Below are 4,889 nucleotides of genomic sequence, written 5' to 3'. Positions count from 1 at the left end.
ACAGAAGCGCCCGAGCGGCGCCGATCACCTGGGCTTCGCCTTTTCTGACTGACGCCATCTACGTCATCCACCTGTAGGCGCACGACGCTACCGTCAGCGACATGCGCCACCTTGCCTCTCTACCGCAGACGTTACGATCGCCGGGGCCGAGCCGCCGGACACGGCCCCCGCAGAACACCCTCCGCGTTTTTTCGCGCCCGAGCACTCCGACCTGACCGCGTTCTGCGATGCCTGCAGTCACTTGGCGCCGATCGACCGGGCGACGATCGCTGCCGGGCTGGGTATCCCAGAGCTGCCGGCACGGCTGTGATGCACGGTCTGCGGCGGGCGGCGTTGTGCGATCCGGATCGCTTATACGGGCGCGGGTGGATACAAGCACGGCTGAGTGTGCCCGTACCCGTGCGAAGGGACCGTTCGATCAAGCCGCGAGGGGCTTGGGCGTCGCCGGTGCCAGGAAGACCGTGCCCTTGCCGAAGTGGTTGATGATGCAGTTTCGGATGGCCTCGGGTGCGTCCGCGTAGAGCCGCACGTAGGTGTAGCCGAGATCACTCCGCTCGACCGATGCGATCCAGTGTGCCGTGTCGCAGTTAAAGTCCATGGTCGCCTCCTTTACGTTGCCGCCTTGGACGTGGACGGTTTGGAGATGTTCCCGCCGGTTAACCGTGGCTGCTTCGCCGCGTTGCTAGTTGTCCGTGTCGTAGAAGCACTCCGCGCCGGGGTGCGCCTTGGCCGCCGCTTCACAATCTCGCCTTGCGCTGCTTCCTTCAAACGTCGCGACTTTCTGACACGCCGAGTCATTTCGCCCGGGAGCACACTCATACACCGACCATCAAACGGCATCCTTGGCGCAACCATTGAGTCCGACGATTGCCAAGGCGGCGATCAATGCTCCGAGCTTCTCAGCATACCTCTGTATCGGCGCCCCGGGAGTTCGTCTGGGCAGTCGCGCGACTTCCCCATGACTTCCAAGCCTGCTTCCGTATTCTTCAACCGTACCGCGAAACTCTGGTGCTGCCGAACAAGAATACTCCAGAAGGCTGCGTGCAGCGGAGGCAAGCAGGGTTGGGTTCATCCGTGGCGCCCCCGGGTTCGCTGCCTGCCAGTCCGTCGCGCAGCGGCTTCTTCCCGTCGGCCTCCGTCAGTGCTTGCGGAGGATAGGCAATGGCGTGCCGGGTCAAGTATGACCGGGTGCGGCATACTGCGGCCTGAGGGCGTCGGCGGGTATCGGCGTCATCCATGCCTGCCACCGGCGAGTCTCCTCATCGCCCATCCACACTCAGGGAGCCTGCAAAAGCACGCATGAGCCACCAGACGCCAGGGGCCGCGGCGGACACCGCTGAGCACCTCCAGGGCGCGGTCGAGCGCGTGACCTTTCACAGCCCGGAAAGCGGCTTCTGTGTGCTGCGGGTCAAGGTTCGCGGTCAGCGCGAACTGGTCACCGTGGTGGGCTCGGCAGCCACGGTCACGCCGGGCGAGTACGTCGAGTGCACCGGCGCCTGGATCAACGACCGCCAGCACGGGCTGCAATTCAAGAGCCGACACCTGCGGGTCGTGCCGCCGTCGACGCTCGAAGGCATCGAGAAGTATCTGGGCTCGGGGATGGTCAAGGGTATCGGGCCGCATTTCGCCCGCAAGCTGGTGCGCGCCTTCGGCGAGCAGGTGTTCGGCGTGATCGAGCACGCGCCCGAGCGCCTGCTGGCGCTGGAGGGTATCGGACCCAAGCGCCAGGCACGGGTCACCACCGCCTGGGCGGAGCAGAAGATCGTGCGCGAGGTCATGGTCTTTCTGCAGTCCCACGGTGTCGGCACCGCCCGGGCAGTGCGCATCTACAAGACCTACGGTGAGCAGGCCGTGGAGTACGTGCGCGAGAACCCGTACCGCCTGGCGCTCGACATCCACGGCATCGGTTTCAAAACCGCAGACGCCATCGCCCAACGGCTCGGTATCGCGAATGATGCGCTGATCCGCGCCCAGGCCGGTGTGCGTCATGTCCTGCAGGAGATCGCCGGCGACGGCCACTGCGCCGCCTACCGCGAGGACCTGCTCACAGCCGCGGTCAAGCTGCTGGAGATCCCTGAGCCCATCACTGCGCAAGCCGTCGAGGTGGAGCTGGCGGAGGAGCGCCTGATCGCCGAGCCGATTGCCGAGAAGCCCGCGCTGTTCCTCGCTGCCCTGCACCGTGCCGAGCGGGGCATTGCGGAGCATCTCGCCCGACTGTCTGGGCCGCCGCGCTGGGGGCACATCGCCAGGGACCGCGCCCTGCCCTGGGTGGAGCAGCAGACTGGACTCAAGCTGTCGGAGTCCCAGCGCGAGGCCGTGGCGCAGACGGTCAACGGCAAGGTCACGGTGATCACCGGCGGGCCGGGCGTGGGCAAGACGACGGTGGTCAACAGTATCCTGCGCATCATCCGGGCGAAGGGCGTCAAGGTGCTGCTCTGTGCGCCGACAGGACGTGCCGCGAAGCGCCTGTCGGAGTCCACCCAGGTCGAGGCCAAGACGATTCATCGCCTGCTGGAGTTCGACCCGCGCACGATGGCCTTCAAGCACGACCAGGACGCACCGCTCGACGCCGAGTTGGTTGTGGTGGATGAGGTGTCGATGGTGGACACGGTGCTGATGCACCAATTGCTGCGGGCGGTGCCCGACCACTGCGCGCTGCTCTTGGTGGGCGACGTGGATCAGCTCCCGTCGGTCGGCCCCGGTGCGGTACTGGCGGACATGATCGACTCGGCGGCGGTGCCGACGGTGCGGCTCACCGAGGTCTTTCGCCAGGCGGCCACCTCCCAGACCACCGTCAACCCCAACCACATCAACCGTGGACCGTCTCCGGAGACCCCGGGCCACGCCACCCGGGACTTCCCCTTCACCGCCCGTACCAGTCCCCAGGAAATCCCACCCAAAACACCGCCGTTGGTGACAGAGCGGATACCGAAACGCTTCGGGCTGCACCCGATCCACGACCTGCAGGTGCTCACGCCGATGAACCGTGGCGGCCTCGGCGCACGGGCGCTCAACGTGGAGCTGCAACAGCGGCTCAATCCCACTGCCGAGCCGAGGGTCACCCGCTTCGGCTGGACCTATGCCCCTGGCGACAAGGTGATCCAGACCGTGAACAACTACGACAAGGACGTGTTCAACGGCGACATCGGGCGAGTGTTAGACATCGACGCCGTGGAGGGTATCGTTGCCATCGACTATGACGGGCGGCGCGTCGAGTACGACCTGGGCGAGCTGGACGAGGTCTCCCTCGCCTATGCCACCACGGTGCACAAGGCCCAGGGCTCGGAGTATCCGGCGGTGGTGATCCCGCTCGGCATGCCGCACTACATGCTCCTGGAGCGCAACCTGCTCTACACGGCTGTCACCCGCGGCAAGCGGCTGGTCGTGATCGTCGGTCAGACGAAAGCACTGGCGATGGCCGTCAAGCGCCTGGGCTCCGTGAAGCGATTGACCAACCTGCAGGCGAGGCTCCAACAAGCCGTGAGGGGCGAGCCGGCACGACGCTGACCTTGGCTGATGGGCAGCGCCTAAGCCGCCTGCGCATTGACCCGCTCGCGCAGCTCCTTGCCTGGTCTGACGTATGTGGCTCGTCGTGCCGGGAGCGCCACCGGCTCGCCCGTGCGCGGGTTGCGGCCAATCCGAGCCGGTCGAGCATGCAAGGAGAAACTGCCGAAGCCACGGATCTCGATGCGATGACCCGCCGCCAGCGTGTCGGTCATGTGCTGGAGCATGAGCTTCACGGCATCGTCGAGATCCTGGCGGCTGAGCGTGTTGTGGCGGTCGGCCAGAAAGGCGATCAGTTCGGATTTGGTCATGTCCGCGGTCCGTGCAAGCTCTACCGAGAGAGGCGTTTTCGGGATTGCTCAGTAGGTTACAGCGTAGCGAATCCCGCGGAGTGTTTCACGCCCAGTTGCTTTTCCCAGACCAAGGCGCCCCCTCGATTTGGTCCGCAGAATGATCGTGCCCACCTCGTAAATGGCTGTGTAGCGTTCGATCTGCACTTCCAACGTCCGTCAGCTTGACGAACAAGACCGTCGCCAGAATCCTGATCCTACTGATCGGCGTGGACTTTGCGGTCGTCGGTAAGTACCACGAATCGCCGCTGGTACTGGGTCTCGGGCTTGCCATGATGGGGGCCAGCATCTTTTGGTTCGGTGTGAGCGCCGTCAACCGTCGTCGTACGGCCACTCGAAACGGTGAACCGGCATCTATGCGCCATCGCCACACCGGCGCCTCGGCTCCGTTGTGGGGCATGGTGCTGCTGTTGACCGGCTTGGGCTTTATCGTGATCGGCGTCGGCATCGCCTTGGCATAGCAAGCAGCGCGCGAGACGTGCGCGATGCAGCCGGGAGCCTGGTCGTTCAGAGGTGGCCTGGCACTGTTCTTTGTGTCCGCTGTGACCCTCGTGCAGTAGGCCAGTGACGCGGATTGTAAAGAGTCAAGCTCTCAAATCGATGAAGCGTCCCCGCCCGACGGGATATCGTCGTTCGCTGTTGAAACTAATACGCAGCAGACTGCGGCCGTCAATCAAGTGGCGGTGAACAACGAGCTGTGTAGTCTGACATCGTCGAGATGCGCGCATGGAGTTCCGCATCGCGGCGAACTGCGGACGTTTCCTTCACCAATCAGCAAAGTCGCTTTCGACCCAGAGCTGAAATCATCCGACGGTGCAGCGCAACTCTCAGCCGCGCCGGTGGAGCGTTAGCGCAGATTGCGCCTGGGGGAATGCTTTATGACACTGACACGAAGTTACGATAGGGAATGAAGACGAGGTTTCCGATGGCGAGACCAATGATTACCCAAATCGTTATTTGCATACCTAAGGAAACGCTGATCATGGGTCTCTACTTGGCGCCTGTTCCACAGAGCGCCGGTCCGCTGCAACCGAG

General features: G+C 64.3%; 4 protein-coding genes. 2 read left to right on the top strand and 2 right to left on the bottom strand.

Features of this window, described 5'->3' with window-relative positions:
* Positions 1–418 precede the first annotated feature (418 nt).
* Positions 419–598 (bottom strand): hypothetical protein, encoded by a 180-nt coding sequence (locus tag I6U14_RS13430; RefSeq protein ID WP_296900029.1) that lies wholly within the window; start codon positions 596–598, stop codon positions 419–421.
* Positions 599–1,299: 701 nt separating this feature from the next.
* Between I6U14_RS13430 and I6U14_RS13425 the strand changes: the two genes are divergently transcribed.
* Positions 1,300–3,507: an ATP-dependent RecD-like DNA helicase gene (locus I6U14_RS13425; RefSeq protein ID WP_296900028.1), complete on the top strand. Its 2,208-nt coding sequence runs from the start codon at positions 1,300–1,302 to the stop codon at positions 3,505–3,507.
* Positions 3,508–3,527: 20 nt separating this feature from the next.
* Here the strand turns inward: I6U14_RS13425 and I6U14_RS13420 are convergent, their stop codons facing one another.
* Positions 3,528–3,860 (bottom strand): integration host factor subunit beta, encoded by a 333-nt coding sequence (locus I6U14_RS13420; protein ID WP_367115669.1) that lies wholly within the window; start codon positions 3,858–3,860, stop codon positions 3,528–3,530.
* A 158-nt stretch (positions 3,861–4,018) separates the two neighbouring features.
* Here I6U14_RS13420 and I6U14_RS13415 point away from each other — a divergent pair, with 158 nt between their 5' ends.
* Positions 4,019–4,315 carry a hypothetical protein gene (locus I6U14_RS13415; RefSeq protein WP_296900026.1) on the top strand — a complete coding sequence of 99 codons (297 nt, stop codon included), beginning with the start codon at positions 4,019–4,021 and terminating at the stop codon, positions 4,313–4,315.
* Positions 4,316–4,889 lie beyond the last annotated feature (574 nt).

The organism is Thiohalocapsa sp. (assembly GCF_019695415.1).
Classification (GTDB): Bacteria; Pseudomonadota; Gammaproteobacteria; order Chromatiales; family Chromatiaceae; genus Thiohalocapsa.
This window is presented reverse-complemented; position numbering and strand designations above follow the sequence as displayed.